This is a genomic window from Aliiroseovarius crassostreae, from assembly GCF_001307765.1.
Taxonomy (GTDB): Bacteria; Pseudomonadota; Alphaproteobacteria; order Rhodobacterales; family Rhodobacteraceae; genus Aliiroseovarius; species Aliiroseovarius crassostreae.
In genome coordinates this window covers 318278-336550 of the sequence record NZ_LKBA01000019.1, presented here as the reverse complement: position 1 = coordinate 336550, position 18273 = coordinate 318278, and the positions used below count along the sequence as shown (strand labels likewise).

Annotated in this window: 13 protein-coding genes and 1 pseudogene; 6 read left to right on the top strand and 8 right to left on the bottom strand. The window is 57.7% G+C overall.

Annotated features, from left to right (window positions below; genetic code table 11):
- Positions 1-12: 12 nt before the first annotated feature.
- The 6 genes from alaS to AKJ29_RS19730 form a co-directional block, all read right to left on the bottom strand.
- Positions 13-2658: an alanine--tRNA ligase gene (gene alaS, locus AKJ29_RS14370; RefSeq protein ID WP_055191964.1), complete on the bottom strand. Its 2646-nt coding sequence runs from the start codon at positions 2656-2658 to the stop codon at positions 13-15.
- A gap of 150 nt (positions 2659-2808) precedes the next feature.
- The gene (gene recA, locus AKJ29_RS14365) at positions 2809-3882 is read right to left on the bottom strand and encodes a recombinase RecA (RefSeq protein WP_055191963.1); all 1074 of its coding nucleotides are present in this window, start codon (positions 3880-3882) and stop codon (positions 2809-2811) included.
- Positions 3883-4069: 187 nt separating this feature from the next.
- The gene (locus AKJ29_RS14360; protein ID WP_055192481.1) at positions 4070-6568 is read right to left on the bottom strand and encodes a hybrid sensor histidine kinase/response regulator; all 2499 of its coding nucleotides are present in this window, start codon (positions 6566-6568) and stop codon (positions 4070-4072) included.
- Positions 6569-6727: 159 nt separating this feature from the next.
- On the bottom strand, positions 6728-7882 hold the full coding sequence (locus AKJ29_RS14355; RefSeq protein WP_055191962.1) for an RsmB/NOP family class I SAM-dependent RNA methyltransferase: 1155 nt from the start codon (positions 7880-7882) through the stop codon (positions 6728-6730).
- A 47-nt stretch (positions 7883-7929) separates the two neighbouring features.
- Complete coding sequence (guaB, locus tag AKJ29_RS14350; RefSeq protein ID WP_055191956.1) at positions 7930-9378, bottom strand: IMP dehydrogenase; 1449 nt, start codon at positions 9376-9378, stop codon at positions 7930-7932.
- A gap of 41 nt (positions 9379-9419) precedes the next feature.
- Positions 9420-9587: a hypothetical protein gene (locus AKJ29_RS19730; RefSeq protein ID WP_161805441.1), complete on the bottom strand. Its 168-nt coding sequence runs from the start codon at positions 9585-9587 to the stop codon at positions 9420-9422.
- A gap of 11 nt (positions 9588-9598) precedes the next feature.
- Here AKJ29_RS19730 and AKJ29_RS14345 point away from each other — a divergent pair.
- Together AKJ29_RS14345 and AKJ29_RS14340 are read left to right on the top strand one after the other, a co-directional pair.
- Positions 9599-10785 (top strand): annotated as a pseudogene (locus tag AKJ29_RS14345) (pyridoxal phosphate-dependent aminotransferase).
- Between the two features lie 5 nt (positions 10786-10790).
- Positions 10791-11603, top strand: coding sequence for an isocitrate lyase/PEP mutase family protein (locus AKJ29_RS14340; protein WP_055191953.1), 813 nt, complete (start codon positions 10791-10793; stop codon positions 11601-11603).
- A gap of 27 nt (positions 11604-11630) precedes the next feature.
- On the opposite strand, the gene AKJ29_RS14335 is transcribed toward AKJ29_RS14340, so the two are convergent.
- Both AKJ29_RS14335 and dksA read right to left on the bottom strand, forming a co-directional pair.
- Entirely contained in the window at positions 11631-12830 is a 1200-nt protein-coding gene (locus AKJ29_RS14335) for an FAD-dependent monooxygenase (RefSeq protein WP_055191951.1), read from the bottom strand.
- A 164-nt stretch (positions 12831-12994) separates the two neighbouring features.
- Positions 12995-13417 carry an RNA polymerase-binding protein DksA gene (dksA, locus tag AKJ29_RS14330; protein ID WP_055192480.1) on the bottom strand — a complete coding sequence of 141 codons (423 nt, stop codon included), beginning with the start codon at positions 13415-13417 and terminating at the stop codon, positions 12995-12997.
- A 371-nt stretch (positions 13418-13788) separates the two neighbouring features.
- Between dksA and AKJ29_RS14325 the strand changes: the two genes are divergently transcribed.
- The 4 genes from AKJ29_RS14325 (at position 13789) to AKJ29_RS14310 (ending at position 18253) form a co-directional block, all read left to right on the top strand.
- Positions 13789-14634: an AAA family ATPase gene (locus tag AKJ29_RS14325; RefSeq protein ID WP_055191950.1), complete on the top strand. Its 846-nt coding sequence runs from the start codon at positions 13789-13791 to the stop codon at positions 14632-14634.
- An 822-nt stretch (positions 14635-15456) separates the two neighbouring features.
- Entirely contained in the window at positions 15457-16848 is a 1392-nt protein-coding gene (locus tag AKJ29_RS14320) for a DUF2927 domain-containing protein (RefSeq protein WP_055191948.1), read from the top strand.
- A 54-nt stretch (positions 16849-16902) separates the two neighbouring features.
- On the top strand, positions 16903-17061 hold the full coding sequence (locus tag AKJ29_RS19920) for a hypothetical protein (RefSeq protein ID WP_055192479.1): 159 nt from the start codon (positions 16903-16905) through the stop codon (positions 17059-17061).
- 7 nt (positions 17062-17068) lie between these two features.
- Complete coding sequence (locus AKJ29_RS14310; protein ID WP_055191946.1) at positions 17069-18253, top strand: vWA domain-containing protein; 1185 nt, start codon at positions 17069-17071, stop codon at positions 18251-18253.
- Positions 18254-18273: the final 20 nt, after the last annotated feature.

The following is an 18273-nucleotide window of genomic DNA, read 5'->3' as shown; positions in this document are numbered from 1 at the left end:
TCTCTCTCAAAATCAGCCTGCGATTACCGCTTCAGCTGCTTTGATGGCCCCTTGGGCATTCTCCGCCGAGGCACCGCCACCTTGGGCGAGTTCCGGGCGGCCACCGCCCCCCTTCCCGCCCAGCTCAGGCACGGCAGCCTTGACCAGATCAACCGCAGACAACCTGTCGGTCAAATCAGCCGTCACACCGGCGGACACAGCCACCTTGCCGTCATTATCGGCAATGATCAGAACCGCCCCGGATCCAAGCCCATCCTTGTGTTCATTGACCAGGGTTTGCAGGTCTTTGCCCCCAACGCCCTGCACCACGGCAGCCAGGAATTTCACCCCATTGATCTCTTTGGTCTCAGCACCTGCCCCCGATGCCTTGGCCAGCTCACGTTTGAGGTTGGAAATCTCGGCATTCAGCGCCTTGCGCTCATCCATCAGCCCCTTGATACGCTCCACGACCTCTTCTGGCTTGGCCTTCAGCATCCCCTGAATCTCTGCCGCGCGCGCCGTTTCTTCTTCGATATAGGCAAAGGCGGCCTTTCCGGTCAGGGCCTCGATCCGGCGCACACCGGCCGAGCTGGCCCCTTCCGACAGGATAACGCAGACCCCGATTTCACCGGTCTGAGACACATGTGTGCCACCGCACAGCTCAATCGAATAGGTCTTGCCATCAGCACCTTTTCCGGTCGGAGCATGCCCCATGGAAACCACACGCACCTCATCCCCATATTTCTCGCCAAACAGCGCCTGGGCCCCCATGTCGCGTGCGTCATCCGGGGTCATGATCCGGGTTTCAACCTTGCTGTTCTGGCGGATGTAGGTGTTCACCTCACGCGCCACATTCGACAATTGCTGTGCGCTCATGCCCTTGTTGTGGCTGAAATCGAACCGCAGACGATCATCGGCATTGAGGGAGCCACGCTGGGCCACATGTTCCCCCAACTCATTGCGCAGCGCCTCGTGCAGCAGATGCGTGGCGGAGTGGTTGGCCCGAATGGCCGAGCGGCGCAGGTGATCAACCGCCAGTTCAGCGCCCTGCCCGGTCTTGATCTCACCCTCTTCCACCTTGGCGAAATGAATGAAGACATCTGCCACTTTCTTGGTGTCCGTCACACGGGCTGAGCCGCTCTCGGTGCGGATCAATCCGCTATCCCCAACCTGACCACCACTTTCGGCGTAGAAGGGCGTTTGGTTCACAACAATCTGAACCTCGTCCCCAGCTTTGGCCGCATCCAGTTGCGCGCCACCAGACACAAGCGCCAGCACCTGGCCCTCCGCATGTTCGGTGTCATAGCCCAGGAACTCGGTCACCCCGTGCTCTTCCGCAAGGTCAAACCAGATGGTCGCGTCTGCGGCCTCACCGGAACCAGACCAGGCAGCGCGGGCGCGGTCCTTTTGCGCTTGCATCGCGGTATCGAAACCGGCCTGATCCACGCCACGGCCTTTTTCCCGCAGCGCATCCTGGGTCAGGTCAAGCGGGAAACCGTAGGTATCATACAGCTTGAACGCGGTTTCACCGGGCAGATCTTCGCCTTCCCCCAGCCCCGACAGCTCGTCATCAAGCAGTTTCAAACCGCGATCGAGTGTCTTTTTGAAGCGGGTTTCCTCGTTCAGAAGCGTTTCTTCGATCATGGTCTGTGCACGACCAAGCTCCGGATAGGCCTGCCCCATCTGTGCGACCAGTTCCGGCACCAGGCGATGCATGACCGGATCTTTTGCCCCCAGCAGATGCGCGTGACGCATGGCCCGACGCATAATGCGACGCAGCACGTAACCACGCCCTTCATTTGACGGCAGAACCCCGTCCGCCATCAGGAAAGATGTCGAGCGCAGGTGGTCGGCAATCACGCGATGATGCACGTTCTGATCCCCGTAGGGATCCACATTCGTTGCATGGGCCGAGGCCTCAATCAGTGCTTTGAAAAGATCGGTGTCATAGTTGTCATGGCTACCCTGCAAAAGCGCGCCGATCCGTTCCAACCCCATGCCGGTATCAATCGACTGCATGTCCAGCGGCACCATCGAGCCATCCGCAAACTGTTCGTTCTGCATGAAAACGATGTTCCAGATTTCAATGAACCGGTCGCCATCTTCTTCCGGACTGCCCGGAGGGCCACCCCAGATGTGATCCCCGTGATCATAGAAAATCTCGGTGCAGGGGCCGCAGGGACCAGTTGGGCCCATCTGCCAGAAATTGTCATTGGTGGCGATGCGGATGATCCGATCTTCCGGCACACCAACCTTTTTCCAAATCTCAAACGCCTCGTCATCGGTGTGATAGACGGTGGTGTAGAGCTTATCCTTCGGAATATCGAATTCGCGGGTGATCAGCTCCCATGCGAAAGGGATTGCCTCATGCTTGAAGTAATCCCCAAAGCTGAAATTCCCCAACATCTCGAAAAAGGTGTGGTGGCGCGCTGTGTAGCCAACATTGTCGAGGTCATTGTGTTTACCCCCTGCGCGCACACATTTCTGCGCAGTGGTCGCCCGTACATAATCGCGCTTTTCCACCCCGGTGAACAGGTTCTTGAACTGCACCATGCCGGAGTTCACAAACATCAGCGTCGGGTCATTGCGCGGCACAAGTGGCGAGCTGTCCACCACCTCATGCCCCTGCTTGTCGAAGTAATTCAGAAAGGTCGAGCGAATATCGTTCAGGCTGGCCATGTTCTCTTGCCTCTTGTGAGCTTTCAACGTGGTTTACCCGGCCCCGCTTCCCCTGTCCACTGGCCATATGAAAATCATCTGGCACATAAAACAAAGGCCGGGAACACCCCCGACCTTCGCTGTTTTCTCAGGATATTTGATCACAATGGATCAGGCTTCCAGAAGCCCGTCATCCTCGTCACGCTCCTCTGGCGGCATCTCAAAGTCCAGACCGTGTGCCGCGCGGATCTTGTCTTCGATCTGAAGGGCCGTGCGTTTGTTTTCGCGCAGGTAGGTCTTTGCATTTTCGCGCCCCTGACCGATACGCTCATCACCATAGCTGAACCAGGAGCCTGACTTCTCAACCACACCGGCCTTGACCCCGAGGTCCAGAAGTTCCCCCATTTTCGAAATACCTTCACCATACATGATGTCGAACTCGACCTGCTTGAACGGCGGCGCGACCTTGTTCTTGACAACTTTGACCCGTGTGGCGTTCCCCACCACCTCATCGCGATCCTTGATCTGACCGATACGGCGAATATCCAGACGGACCGAGCTGTAGAATTTCAGCGCATTGCCACCCGTCGTGGTTTCAGGGCTGCCAAACATCACGCCGATTTTCATACGGATCTGGTTGATGAAAATCACCATGCAATTTGAGCGCGCAATCGAGCTGGTCAATTTTCGCATGGCCTGACTCATCAGGCGGGCCTGCACGCCAACACTGCTATCGCCCATGTCCCCTTCGAGCTCTGACTTCGGGGTCAAGGCGGCCACTGAGTCGATAACAACCATGTTCACGGCCCCCGAGCGCACCAGGGTATCAACGATTTCCAACGCCTGCTCGCCTGTGTCAGGCTGGCTGATCAGAAGCTCGTCGAGATCCACCCCCAGTTTCCTGGCATAAAGAGGATCCAGCGCGTGTTCTGCATCAACAAACGCACAAACGCCGCCCTTTTTTTGCTCTTCGGCGACACAATGAAGTGTCAGCGTGGTCTTGCCCGAACTTTCCGGACCATAGATCTCGACGATCCGGCCTTTTGGCAGACCACCGATCCCCAACGCAATATCCAGCCCCAATGAGCCGGTAGATGTGCTTTCGATTTCAGTAACCGGATTATCGGCACCGAGTTTCATGATCGAACCTTTGCCGAACTGGCGCTCGATCTGGGCCAATGCGCTGTCGAGCGCCTTTTGCTTGTCACTATCGCGTTTCATGTCAAAAATATCCGCAGTCGCCATTGTTTCTTTCCTTATTTCACATCGGGTGAACTGCGGCAACACAATCGCATGTTCACAAAATGTTCCCATCAAGACATAAAGCACAAAACAGGAACATTACAACTTGTTATTTACCAATATAAATTTTCCCAAAATAAGGTAACCAAGTCGTTAATGTCAGAAAAACCACAATATATCATTGTTTTTATTAATGTATTTGCTGCTGGACTGTCGCGGTAAGTTCCGTGAGCGAAAACGGTTTCGGGAGGAACACCGAGTTGGGAACGCGCGCCTGATGTTCTGAAACCGAATCCTCTGCATAACCAGACACGAATACCACCTTCACGCCAGGGCGCTTCTCCATCGCCTTCATCACCCAGGTCGGTCCATCCATACCGGGCATGACCACATCAGTCACAAAAACATCAACTGACAATGACGGGTCTTCGAGGATGGAAAGCGCATCTTCGGCACTTTCCGCCTCCAGTACGGTATACCCCCTCATCCGCAATGCTCGGGAGGCAAAAGCACGCACAGGTGCTTCATCCTCTACCAACAGAACAACACCGCCAGAGCTCTCACGACTCAGATCATGGGTTGGATTGGGCAAACGCGTGTCCGGGCCAGAAGCAGGAGATACGTTTCCATTAGGCGACACCGCCCCAGCAACCTGTGAAACAATTGTATCAATTGCTTTGTCCTGCCCAGGGTTATTCACATCCTCAGGCTGTGTGGACACCGCGTTGGTAAGCACAAGGGGTTCCAGCGATGGGGATGGTCGCTCAGTAGCGTTGATATTCTCGGCTACCGCCCCCTCTTTTTCAGAATGCGCTTCCTTGGAAGTTTCCTTCCAAACGGGGAAATAGAGTGTAAATGTGGTCCCGGATCCGGGCACGGAATCCACAAAGATATATCCGCCCGTCTGTTTGATGATTCCGTAGGCCATGGACAGCCCAAGCCCCGTCCCTTGCCCGGACTTCTTGGTGGTAAAAAAGGGCTCAAAGATCTTGTTGATCTTATCCGAACCAATTCCCGTTCCATGATCGATGACACGCACCGTTACATATTCACCAGGTGGTACCGTCGCGCGATCTCGCTCCAACGCGCTGTCAAGTATGACATTTCGGGTTTCCACACGCACGGTCCCACCGTCCGGCATCGCGTCGCGTGCGTTGACCACGAGGTTCATGATCACCTGGTCCAACTGGCGCCGGTCCGCCCGGATAGCCAGCAGTTTTTCATCATGATCCAGTTCCAGCAACACGCGCTCCCCGACCAAACGATTTAGAAGGTGAGTCAAATCTGACAGTGTATCAGACAAATCGATCACTTCCGGGCGCAATGTCTGTTTTCGCGAGAAAGCCAGAAGCTGACCGACCAGAGAAGCAGCGCGGTTGGCGTTCTGGTGAATCTGGGTAAGATCCGAGTATTCAGGATCCGCCTCATCCCGACCGGTCAGCAAAAGATCACAATGCCCCGATATGGCGGTCAGCAGATTGTTGAAGTCATGAGCAACACCACCTGCCAATTGCCCAATGGCCTGCATTTTCTGGCTTTGCACGAACTGGGCCTCAAGGTTCTTGAGCTCTGTTGCGTCCTGTATAACCGCCACCAGAGTGGGGCCGTCATCATCAGTCATCTGACTCAGCGAAATCTGCAGGAACACTTCCTCATCCGGCTTTATCGCACGCACAACTTCCGTTCTGCCCAGATGGCGCCCGGCATGCGCTTCGGCCAGCCAGTCGGAGACCGGACGACCAAGCCCCTCCACCTGCTCAGACAAAAGACTGCCAACCGCATCCCTGTCCGCCAGAAGGTCACGCGCCCGCTTGTTGGCCATGGAAATCCTACCCTTGGCGTCCAGCTTCAACAAAGGCACAGGAAGGACCTCAACCCCGGCCCATTCACCGCTTGACATAGTGGGCGTGGCATCCGCCGGCAGCAGATACATTTCCTTGCGCGCGGCAGAACAATTTATTTCATATACCACCACGGGCACGGGGCCGGACTTGCCCGACACCTGCACCACAACACCGGAACGGACCGGTGTTTCAACAAAAATTCGATTCAGCGTGGTTTCACGCCCTCCAAGCAGCAAACGAGCCGCTTCATTCATGAACAGGATTGTGCCGTTCTTGGAAACCGTCAACATCGGCAGAGCGATGTTTTCCCCCGATCGGCCAGCAATGCTACGCTCTCCGGTCTCATCCACCCGCCAAATGAACCCAGATTCCTGCATCCGATGCACAGTAATCCTTATATTTCCGCGCCTTATGACCACATCTTCCGATGCGGAACTGGTGGCTTCGGCGCGGCTTTGCAATTTGCTCAACACCGCAGAAGGTGACGCAAACAGGTCATGGAAGGCCCGCGCCAGGGTCTGCCCCGGTTTCGCTTCAAATTGCGCCCCGGCGGCAGCGTTTGCATAGATGATTTCACCTTCGCCATCGGTGACCAGAACCGGTGCAGCATCATTGCCGGCACACATTTCAACAGAAGCAAATATTTTAGCCACCTGCACGCGATGCCAACGGCGAATGCCCAGGACAAGAAGCGCAAGAGATAACAGAGCCCCCCCACAGATAACCGCCGCAAATCGCCCCAGATCAGGGACCCCTGGAAGAGCAATCGCCCCAGCCAGCACAATCAATGCCAGAAGCACGATATAGCCGACGCGCGGCGCAAGATCCTGGGCGACAACTACCATTTGGTGAGGGGACAAGGCAGATCGCACCACGTGGATCCCTTTCATGCGAGTTCAGGTGCCTCTTTATGCGGCGTCTATCGTTAACACGGCATTAACGCTGGACAAGGGGACCACAGAAAAAGGCGGACAGATCCCCTCAGGGTTGATCTAATCGCGTGATTAATCGCGCGTCAATAGAGCAACGTAAAAACCGTCCCCACCCTCAAGCGGTGTGAACTGACGCTCATTCCTCACAGACCACCATCCCGACGGCCTGTTGATCATCTGAAGTTGGTTTTCCACATCGAACAATGAGCACGTGGCGTACCCAATTCGCCCATCACCCGCCGCAAATGACGAAATAGTCTTTATAATTGAATATTGTATCGCGCAAAGCTCATCTAATTTATCCGCTGTCAGGCGCCACTTTCCCTGTGGATCCCTGCGCCATGAGCCGCTCCCGGAACACGGAGCATCCGCCAGAACCAGATCAAAAGGAGGGCGTTCCGATAAGGCCTCTGTGGTGCAACATTCAATCTGGACACCCGCCCGCCGGGCCCGTTCGGGAATATCCTTCATGCGACGCGGCGAAACATCATGGGCAACCACTTCAGCCCCAAGAGCTGCCATCGCAAGCGATTTGCCCCCGCCTCCGGCGCAGTAATCCAGAACCCGCATTCCCGGCCGCAGGCCGAGCTCTTCAACCAGAGCTTGCGATGCCGCATCCTGAAGCTCAACCAGCCCCATCTGATAAGCGTTCGATTGCGAAACACGCCGCGGATTTTCAATCACTTCAAGTGCGGTCGATGCCAGAGGATGAGCGCGGGCAACAATGCCGTCACACGCCAAGGCATCAATTGCCTCCTCCCGCGTCAGACGCGCGATGTTGACCCTGAGAAACACAGGTGCCCGATCCCGCAAACAGGCCAGCACCTGATCACAGTTTCCCCCCAGGCTTCGCTGAAACAGGTCATAGGCCCAGTCCGGGCAATCCAATGCCTCAGCCGTGGTGAGGGTTGGGGCGTGTGCGGCCTCTTCCTCAGAAAGCGGCTTGGGCGCATGACCTTCCCCGGTGAAAACCGTATCCAACGCCTGACCCTGCCCCCGCAGCAGGCCGATCAGGGTTGAACGACCATCCTTTCCTCCTCCCAAAACCTGAGAGGAGCGAAGGCGGCGCAGAGCGTCGAACACGTGATCCCTGATCGCCGCACGATCCTTGGACCCGGCAAAACGGTGGCCGCGCGCCCAGCCAGACAGGGCCTGCTCAGCCGTATCACCTGACCGGATCAGATCCATCACTTCTATCGCGGCACTGATGCGCGCAGCGGGGGTCATTCCTCACCCCATATTGGTTTAATTTTGCCGCGCAACATCTTGTTATATCATCCAATACGATAGTTGGGGCTTTCACGGGTGATCTGAACGTCATGCACATGACTTTCCTTCAGGCCCGCGCCAGTGATCTTCACGAAATTGCAGTTCTTGCGCATTTCAGCCACGGTGCCGTTGCCGGTATATCCCATGGCTGCCCGCAAACCGCCCACCAGCTGGTGAATAACAGTACCGGCCGGACCTTTGTAAGGCACCTGCCCTTCGATCCCTTCGGGCACCAGCTTGTCACTGGCGGCGTCTTTCTGGAAATACCGGTCAGCAGATCCGCGCGCCATGGCCCCTAGCGAGCCCATGCCCCGATAGGCTTTGAACGAGCGGCCCTGATAGAGGATCACCTCACCCGGGCTTTCATCCGTGCCTGCGATCATCGACCCAACCATGGCGCAGGACGCACCTGCTGCGATGGCTTTGGCAAAATCACCCGAGAACTTGATGCCCCCGTCCGCAATGACCGGCACATCCCCTGCGGCCTTGGCGCAATCTGAAATGGCCGTGAGCTGCGGCACACCGACACCTGCCACCATCCGGGTGGTACAGATCGAGCCCGGCCCGATCCCAACCTTAACCGCATCGGCCCCCGCCTCAATCAGCGCCTTGGTGGCCTCTGCCGTGGCGACGTTCCCGGCCACGACCTGCTGGTCAGGTTTATAGGCTTTGATGCGTTTCACCGCCTCGATCACCCCTGCGGAGTGGCCGTGCGCGGTGTCGACCACAACAATGTCTGCGCCCGCGTCAATCAGCGCCTTGGAGCGTTCAAACCCGCTTTCGCCCACGGAACTGGCGGCAGCCACACGCAGACGGCCCAGATCATCTTTACAGGCGGTTGGGTTCAGCTTGGCCTGTTCGGTGTCTTTCAGGGTCAGCAGACCGGTCAATTTGCCGCTTCCGTCAACCACGAGAAGTTTTTCGATCCGGCGTGCCTTCATCATCGACTTGGCTTCTTCCAGCTCAGCCGGTTCCTGCAGCATGGCCAGATTGTCCGCGGTCATCATCACACGGACCGGGGTATCATCAGAAGTGGCAAAGCGCATGTCGCGGTTGGTTACGATCCCGACCACGCGCCCGTCGCCATCCACCACCGGGAAACCGGTGACGCGATACCGCTCTTGCAGCGCCTTGGCATCGGCAAGGGTCTGGTCCGGTGTGAGCGTAATCGGATTGTAGACGATACCACTTTCAAAGCGTTTCACCCGGCGCACCTGGCGCGCCTGTTCCTCGACATCGAGGTTCTTGTGAATGACCCCCATACCGCCTGCCTGCGCCATGGCAATGGCCATGCGGGCTTCGGTCACCGTGTCCATCGCCGAAGACATCAGCGGGATGTTCAGAGAGATCGATTTCGTCACCTGCGTTGAGGTATTGGCCGTCGAGGGCAGCACGTTACTGGCCGCCGGCACCAGCAGGACATCATCAAAGGTAAGAGCCTCGCGAATCTCCATGAGCGTTCTCCTTGGGAGTTTTCGTTTGGCACGTCCCTATCTCATGCGATTGACCATTTGGAAAGGGTTGTTTTGATTTTTTTGCCTCTGGCGGCGATATTTGCATTTTCAGGGACAAAACCTGCCCCAATACTCAGTGGGAAGATTTGGATTTTCACATTGACTTTGTTCAGCCCAACATGCCCCCGTGCGATAAAAGCGGGTAACATGGAAAGAACAGATGCGGGTTTCGACAAGGATCGCGGGCATTCTGGACGGCGGCGATGATGACTGGGGGGTCTTTCACCGGGCGCGCGCCATGGTGGAAGCCGGAGAGCAGGTCACCGAACTGACCATTGGCGAACCTGATCGGGCCACCGATCCGTCCATACTGCACGCAATGTATCAGGCAGCCCTGAACGGACATACCGGCTATGCCGCCATTCCCGGAACCAACGCATTGCGCGATGCGGTGGCGGCGCGGGTCCAGACCCGCACCGGCGTTCCCACCGGGCGCGAGAATGTCATGATCACCCCCGGTGGTCAGGCGGGGCTGTTTGCCGCCCATATGGCTGCCTGTGACGAAGGAGACCACGCGCTGTATCTTGATCCGCATTACGCCACCTACCCCGGCACGATCCGCGCCGTGGGGGCGCAGGCGGTGCCGATTGCCACCCATGCCGACAACGGGTTCCAACCCCGCGCCGAAGACATTCGCGCCCAGACCCACGGTGCGCGCAGCCTGCTGATCAACTCGCCCAACAATCCAACCGGGGTAATCTATACCCGTGCGGCGCTGGAAGGGATTGCCGAGGTCTGCCACGACGAAGACCTGTGGCTGATTTCTGACGAGGTCTATGACACGCAGGTCTGGACCGGCACGCACCTGTCGCCGCGCGCCCTGCCCGGCATGGCAGAGCGAACACTTGTGGTGGGATCCATGTCGAAAAGCCATGCCATGACCGGCAGCCGGATCGGTTGGATCATCGGACCGGAACAGGCCATACGGCACCTGGAAACACTGGCGATCAACACCACCTATGGCGTGGCCGGGTTCATTCAGGATGCTGCACTTTTTGCCCTGCAACAGGGCGAAGGGTTCGAGGCCCGGATTGCAGAGCCGTTCAGACGACGCAGGGAAGCGGCGCTTGCCTTGATCAAAGGGCAGGACATGGTGCGCGTCGTGCCAGCGGATGGGACCATGTATCTGCTGCGTATCTGCTGCTGGACATCCGGGCGACCGGGTTGAGTGGCAAAGAGTTTGCCGAACGATTGTTAACGTCAAAACGGATTGCCGTCATGCCGGGAGAGAGTTTCGGCACGGCGGCCGCCGGGCACATTCGGGTGGCCATGACCGTGGAGGACCACAGGTTCCAAACCGCGCTCATGGATATCATGCAGTTTGCCCAAACCTGCAAAAAGGAGTGAGGAAAATGAGAGACATCGGAGCAGAATTTCGCGCCCTTCACCAGAGGGGAAACCCGTTTATCCTCGCAAATGCCTGGGATATCGGCAGTGCCCGTCTGCTCGCCGCCATGGGGGCACAGGCGATCGGAACCTCCTCTGCGGCACATGCCTTTACGCTGGGGCGACCGGATATGGGACATGTCAGCCGGGAGGAGGCACTGTCCCATGCACAGGATCTGGTCGCGGCGGTAAACCTGCCCGTTTCCGGAGATTTCGAAAACGGATTTGGCGATGATCCCGATAGATGTGCCGAAACCGTCAGGCTTGCGGCAGAGGTCGGGCTTGCAGGGATATCGATCGAAGACACCGCACTTCCCTCAACCACGCCCTATTCCCGCGACGTGGCGGTCGAACGGATCCGTGCCGCAAGTGCGGCCGCGCGCGCCCTGCCCGGCGATTTTGTGCTGCTGGCCCGCGCGGATGGGGTGATGAACGGGGAATACGACCTTGACGAAGCCCTTGCCCGGGTCAGGGGATATGAAAAGGCCGGTGCCGACGCGATTTACGTGCCCCTGCCGGGAACACTTGCGGATCAGGCCCGGGTCTGCGCCGCCACCGTTTTACCCGTCAATGCCCTGGCAGCGGGGCCGTTCACCGAAGTCTCACGCGCGCAGTTCGCGGAGGCGGGGGTGGCACGGATTTCGCTGGGGTCCGCCTTGGCGCGCGCCACTCACCGGGTGATCCACGATGCGGCCCGCGCAATGTTTCAGGACGGTGATTTCTCGCCGCTTGGCAACGGTATTTCCGGCACGACAATCGACGCGCTTTTGACCCGCTGACGGGCCTGGGACCCTGTGCGCGCAAGTTCAGAGGCGGGTGACATCCGCGGTGACATCTGCGTCGTAAATCCAGCGAAACCGGTTATAAACAAGGTGAGGCACAAAGCGCCCGGCCAACCGCAGCGCGGTGTGACCAATCATCCGGGCCGCTGGATTTCCATAGTGGTAGTTGCGGGCATTCTTATTCGCGGCTTCCACGATGTGGCGGGTACGTGGACCACGGCGGGCCTGATACAGCGCCCCTCCCCGCTCCATCCCTTCGTGAGACAGACAATGAGCCAGCACCCAGGCATCCTCGAGCGCCATCACCGCCCCCTGCGCCATGAAGGGCAGCGTGGGATGGGCCGCGTCCCCGAGCAGCACCATATGGCCCCCCTTGCTGCCCTGATACCAGACCGGCGCAACCTCATGCCGGTGAAGCCCCCAGACCTTCACATCCTCAACCCGTTCCAAAAGCGCCATGGCATCATCGCAGAACCCTGCAAAGGCGGCGCGCAAATTGGCTGGGTCATCCGGTGTATTCCACCCCTCATCCACCCAGGCGGCTCTCTCCTCAACGGCGACGATATTGACCAGCGACCCGCCGCGCAGCGGATAGGTGACCATGTGACGTCCCGGTCCCATAAAGACGGTGGCCTCAGCCTGTTCGCGCCCCGTGGCCGGGACAATGGCGCGCCAGGCCACCTGTCCGGTGAAAAACGGATGTTCCACTCCGTTAAGCTTGCCGCGCACGATGGAATGCAACCCGTCCGCCCCCACCAGGAACGCACAATGATGCGCGGAACCGTCAGCAAAACGCACGCCGACCCCCGCGTCACCATCTTCGACGTCAACCACCTGCTGGTTCAGGCGGATCTCGACCCCTTCGCGACGCGCGGCATCCGCCAAAAGACCGATCAGGTCAGTCCGGTGAAACAGCAAGAACGTGTCATCCGGGGCAATGGCGCCAAAGTTCAGATCCACCACCTCACGCCCCGACATACCGTCGCGCAGCCACACCCCCTTGGAGCGCATGCTGGCCTCATATGCGGCCTTTTCAAGCCCAAGCGCCTGCAGAACCCGAAACCCGTTGGGGCTGATCTGCAATCCGGCCCCCACTTCGGTGATCTCCGGGGCCTGTTCGAGGACGGTGACATTTGCCCCCTTCTGCGCAAGCGCAATCGCCGCCGTCAGACCGCCGATCCCGCCACCAAGAACGGTGATGTCGTGATTTTGTAGCTTTGTCATATCGTCGTGTCCGGTCTGGCGGTGATTTGGTCTTTGTCTGGGGTATTTTCAACGGGATAGGCTTCAACGGCAAGCCGCTGAAAGGTCACACCCGGAAAAAGACGTCGATCCGGAAAGCAAAAGCCCGGGCGAACCCGGGCAATTCCTTGGTGATCGTGAACGGATCAATCGTCGCGATGCACTTTTTCGCGGCGCTCATGGCGCTCCTGTGCTTCCAGGCTCAGCGTCGCAATCGGACGTGCATCCAGCCGCTTCAGAGAGATCGGATCTCCGGTTTCTTCACAATAGCCGTATTCGCCTTCTTCAAGACGGCGCAACGCCTGTTCGATCTTTGCCACCAGTTTGCGCTGACGATCCCGGGTCCGCAATTCCAGTGCCCGGTCGGTTTCTTCCGAAGCACGGTCTGCAATATCGGGAATGTTTCGCGTGTTGTCTTGCAGGCCTTCAATGGTGTGACGGCTTTCATCAAGGAGCTCAGCTTTCCATGCTTCCAGTTTGCGGCGGAAATATTCCTGCTGTCGCTCATTCATGAAAGGTTCGTCTTCCGCAGGCTGATAATCGTCAGGCAGGAAAACTTCCGCTTTCATCTCTATATCCTTTTGCTCCCGGACAGCCATGGCTGACATCTCCATCTGCTCGCGCCGCCCGGTTTCCTCCTGAGCGTTCGTTTACACCCCTGCCGTGCCAATGTCACTAGTGGAAAACACCTCATCCCCTCTCTTCTGATCAAAACTGTGAAACAGCTCGGAAATCCCTGTAAAACTAGGAAAACTGCACTTTAAACGGAATGCCGAATCACACAAAGCCGGATCAAAATCACGCAATCGCCCCGATCCGCCCGCACATCACGTAGCGTTATCCTCTCCGGCGGGGCGGCCCCATTCGGTGCGACTTGCAAAAACGGCGCGCGCTCTTTACCTCAGGGGGCGGAAATGACAGCTAAACAGGACCGGACCCCATGACCGCACGATTTGAAGGCACTTCCGACTATGTGGCCACGGATGATCTGAAAGTGGCGGTGAATGCCGCCGTAACCCTGCAGCGCCCCCTTTTGGTCAAAGGGGAGCCAGGCACGGGTAAAACCGAACTCGCCCGCCAGGTGGCCACGGCGCTGGGGGCAAAGATGATCGAGTGGAACATCAAGTCCACCACCAAGGCGCAGCAGGGTCTTTACGAATACGACGCCGTATCGCGCCTGCGCGACAGCCAGCTGGGCGATGAGCGGGTGCATGATATTTCCAACTACATCAAACGCGGCAAGCTGTGGGAAGCGTTTGAGGCGGACGAGCGTATCGTTCTGCTCATTGATGAAATCGACAAGGCAGATATCGAATTTCCAAACGACCTGCTGCAGGAACTTGATAAGATGGAGTTCCATGTCTACGAGACCGGTGAAACCATTCGCGCCCGTCATCGCCCGATCATCATCATCACCTCCAACAATGAAAAAGAATTGCCGGACGCCTTCCTGCGCCGCTGTTTCTTCCATTATATCCGCTTCCCGGACATGGAGACGATGGCCAAGATTGTTGAAGTGCATCATCCGGGGATCAAACCGCAGCTTCTGACCACCGCATTAACACAGTTTTACGAGATCCGCGAACAGACCGGGCTGAAGAAAAAACCCTCTACCTCGGAAGTTCTGGATTGGCTGAAACTGCTGCTGGCCGAGGACATTTCACCCGAGGATCTGAAACGTGACGGCGCCAGTGCGCTGCCCACATTGCATGGGGCGCTTTTGAAAAACGAACAGGATGTGCATCTGTTTGAACGGCTTGCCTTCATGGCACGTGGTCGCCGCTGACAAGGTGCAAACAGCTTGAAACCAAAGGCGGCCTGCGGGTCGCCTTTTCTTTGCGCCCAATGCTGGCATGTCTTGCCAAGGAACTCGACAGTTTCCGCCGCCCACAACGGGGTTTATCCACAGAATCACCAAACCATCCCGTCAGCGGCAAATTCGTCGAGAATTTCCAAATACCCCCACACAGGCTTGTAGAAGATGAGTTATCCACAACAAAATATTGATTTCCCATTGGTTCCAATACGAAAACAGTCTTTTTACGCCACATTTACCCCACTCTTTTTCTTTCTTTAACCCGGTTTATTAACTAACCTGTGATTATGCCTGGGGGGGCATAGTAACGGTGTGATTGTATTGTTATGGGAAGCAATGCTCACAATTCCGTTCGGACGCTGATGCGATCCGCCAAGTTCTGTCGTACTGACCCGTGGGAAGGTCACATGACATGCTGGCGGGGGATTGTCGGAAACAGGGGTCTTGAAACCGCTCCTTTCCGTCATATGTTTGCGCACCCGAACGATTGCCACCCGTGGACACGGGGGCTCAGCAGGCAGTTTGCGCTTGGCTGGGATGGTTTTTGTCGTGTCCGGCAAAGGGTGGTGGATGTTTGCATTAAGATGACCGCAGGGGGGCTGCACTTTGCCAGTTCAGCCGAACCTGCCTTGTGTCATCGCGCAAATGCCCGCCGAACAGAGGCTCTGCCTGGGCCATTGTTGACGCGGATTGCGCAACCACACCCCATACCCTCAACCATACCGCTCGAAAGACCTATCTCCGTGGGCGCACGACATCGTGTCACGTTCCCGGATCACGAAGGAGCTGACGATGCGGAAAAAAATTCTGGGGGTCGCGATGGCCCTGACCGGGCTGGTTTTGTCTGGTTGCATGTCCCCCGGTGGGACAGGTGCGGGCAACGGGGCCGATGACGTCACTGCGCGACAGGTGCCAAATTTCTCGCTGGCCCTGCCGCCGATGAAAGCGTTCAGCAACACCTCCATCCCGCGCCCGGAACGGCGCAATTCAGATATCGCGGGGGATTTCCTCGATCTCAGCTTTCAGCTTGAAAGCGGGCGCGCCCTGCCCGTTCTCAGCCGGTTTGAGGGCCCCGTTACCGTAAGGGTTCTGGGTCGTTACCCCGGCCAGATGCAACAGGATCTGACCCAATTGCTGCAACGCCTGCGTATCGAGGCGGCCATTGATATTCGACAGGTTGACAGCGCACGCCCCGCAGCCCTCACGGTTGAGGTTGTCCCAAAGGCCGAGCTCCAGCGCCTTGTGCCTAATGCAGCCTGTTTCGTGGCTCCGAATGTGGCAAGCTGGCAGGAATACAAATCCTTCCGTGGAACAATTGTGACAGACTGGACCCAGCTGCGCACCAGAACAAAGATGTCGATCTTTTTGCCTGGGAATGTTGCCCCGCAAGAGATGCGAGATTGTCTGCACGAAGAGATGGCCCAGGCTCTCGGACCGGTTAATGATTTGTATAGATTGACAAATTCCGTTTTCAACGATGATAATTTTCACACCGTCCTGACGGGGTTTGACATGCTGATCCTGCGCGCGTTTTACGCGCCAGAGCTGCGCTCGGGCATGACACGCGCTCAGGTGGCTGCACAATTGCCGGCACTGCTCGCCCGGCTGAACCCGGCGGGTGGTATCGGTCTGCCACGTCACCACCCGCCTACCCCGCGAGAATGGAAAAACGCCATTGAAACCGCACTGGGACAGGGACGTAACCAGGTTCAAAGACGTGCCGCCGCAATCAAAGCCGTGGAGATTGCCCGGGCGCAAGGCTGGCAAGGCCCTCGGCTTGCCTTCAGCCTATTTGTTCAGGGTCGCCTGACACTGGCCAGCAACAGCAGTGGTGCTTTTGATGCCTTCCGTCAGGCCGACCGCATTTACAGTGCCAGCCCCGGAGCACGCCTTCAGGCCGCCCATATGGGGGTTCAGCTGGCGGCCTATGCCCTGTCTTTTGGCCATGCCGAGGAAGCCATCGACATCGTCAATCGCCATATCGCCCCTGTGAAATCCGCGGAAAATGCCGCCCTTCTCTCAACCCTTCTGATGCTGAAGGCAGAGGCGCTGGACCTTGCGGGCCGCGACACCGAAGCCCAGCTGGTGAGGCTCGACAGTCTGGGCTGGGCACGGTATGGCTTTGGTTCGACGGATCAGGTAAGCGCGCGGTTGCGCGAAATTGCTGCCATTTCACCGGGTTGACCCCTCGGGCCTGCAACGGACCCTTGCGGGAAACAGATGGCAAGGGAGAAGGCCATGGGTATCATCGCAGCCCTGCTTGCAGGAGCAGCCATTGGCGCCTGGCGGGCGCATAAGCGTGGAGGAACCGGGTTTGACCTGGCCCAATACGCAGCGGTTCACGGCATTATCTTTGCCCTCCTAGCCATTTTTGCCTCTGTCATCTTCGCGAGGTAATCTGCTGATGTTTCTTCCTTTTTTCGAAAATCTCCGGGCCTGCCGTGTTCCGGTTTCCCTGCGCGAATATCTGACTTTCCTTGAAGGCATCAAGTCAGGTCTTGTCACCTATGACATTGAAGGGTTCTACTATCTTGCCCGCACCTCGATGGTGAAAGACGAACGGAATATCGACAAGTTCGATCAGGCCTTTGCGATGAGCTTTGAGGGACTGGAGGCAATCAGCATGGAGGAGATGCTGGAAGCCGTCGATATTCCTCAGGAATGGCTTGAAAAAATGGCCGAGAAGTTTCTGACCGAGGAAGAAAAGGCCGAAATTGAGGCGCTGGGTGGGTTTGACAAGCTGATGGAGACGCTGAAAGAGCGTCTGAAAGAGCAGGAAGGCCGACACCAAGGCGGCAACAAATGGATCGGCACGGCTGGCACGTCCCCGTTCGGGGCCTATGGCTATAACCCCGAAGGGGTTCGGATCGGGCAGGACCGCTCGCGCCACCAGCGCGCGGTGAAGGTTTGGGACAAGCGGGAGTTCAGAAATCTGGACGGCGATGTTGAACTGGGCACACGCAACATCAAGGTGGCCCTGAAGCGCCTGCGCAACTGGGCCCGCGACGGGGCACATGAAGAACTGGATCTGGACGGCACCATCCGCGCCACGGCAGAACATGGCTATCTTGACGTAAAAACCCGGCCGGAACGGCACAACGCCGTGAAAGTCCTGCTGTTTCTGGATGTCGGCGGTTCCATGGATCCGCATATCAAGGTGGTTGAGGAACTGTTTTCCGCCGCACGCGCGGAATTCAAGCATCTCGAATATTACTATTTCCACAACTGCCTCTACGAAGGGGTCTGGCGCGACAATGCCCGGCGCTGGAATGACCAGACCCCGACCTGGGAAGTGCTGCGCACCTATGGGCCGGATTACAAATGTATCTTTGTGGGCGATGCCTCCATGTCCCCCTACGAGGTCGCCTATCGCGGTGGTGCCAACGAGCATTGGAATGATGAAGCCGGCCAGGTCTGGCTGCAGCGCGCGCGCGAGCAATGGCCAAATCACATGTGGATCAATCCGACGCCTGAGCACCATTGGCGCTACACCCAGTCCATTCAGATGATCAATGAGATTTTCGAGGGGCGCATGGTCCCAATGACGCTGGAAGGCATTGATCGCGGGATGCGCGATCTGGGGCGTTAAACCTCCCGTTGCAAACCGCG